Genomic DNA, 326 nt, shown 5'->3' on the forward strand with positions numbered 1-326 from the left:
TAAACGGAAAGGCTTTTTTTGAATCATTGACATTATATTTGTCAACAATACTTTTCAGTAAAAAAACATCCTTGTAATTGGCTGTATTTTCAATAATTGCCAATGTTGTGTTTTTTGGAACTACTTCTTTATTTTTTACTAAAATAGCTTCAATTCTTCCAGAAGACTTAGAAACTATTTTCTCTGGCGGAATATTAGTTGTAATCACAATCTCGGTATTTACTACATCCGGATATTTGATAAACCAGGACACAAAAAACAGCAAAAATATAATAGCAAATATCAAGACTGTTCCCCAACGTATCATCCAGTGTGGTACTTTGGTC

At 31.3% G+C, this 326-nt stretch carries 1 pseudogene; it reads right to left on the reverse strand.

Annotated features, from left to right (window positions below):
- Window positions 1–326, reverse strand: a pseudogene (locus LPB88_RS23760) (HlyD family secretion protein); the annotation flags it as partial.

Origin of the sequence: Flavobacterium sp. JAS, from assembly GCF_020991455.1 — a bacterium.
Taxonomy (GTDB): Bacteria; Bacteroidota; Bacteroidia; order Flavobacteriales; family Flavobacteriaceae; genus Flavobacterium.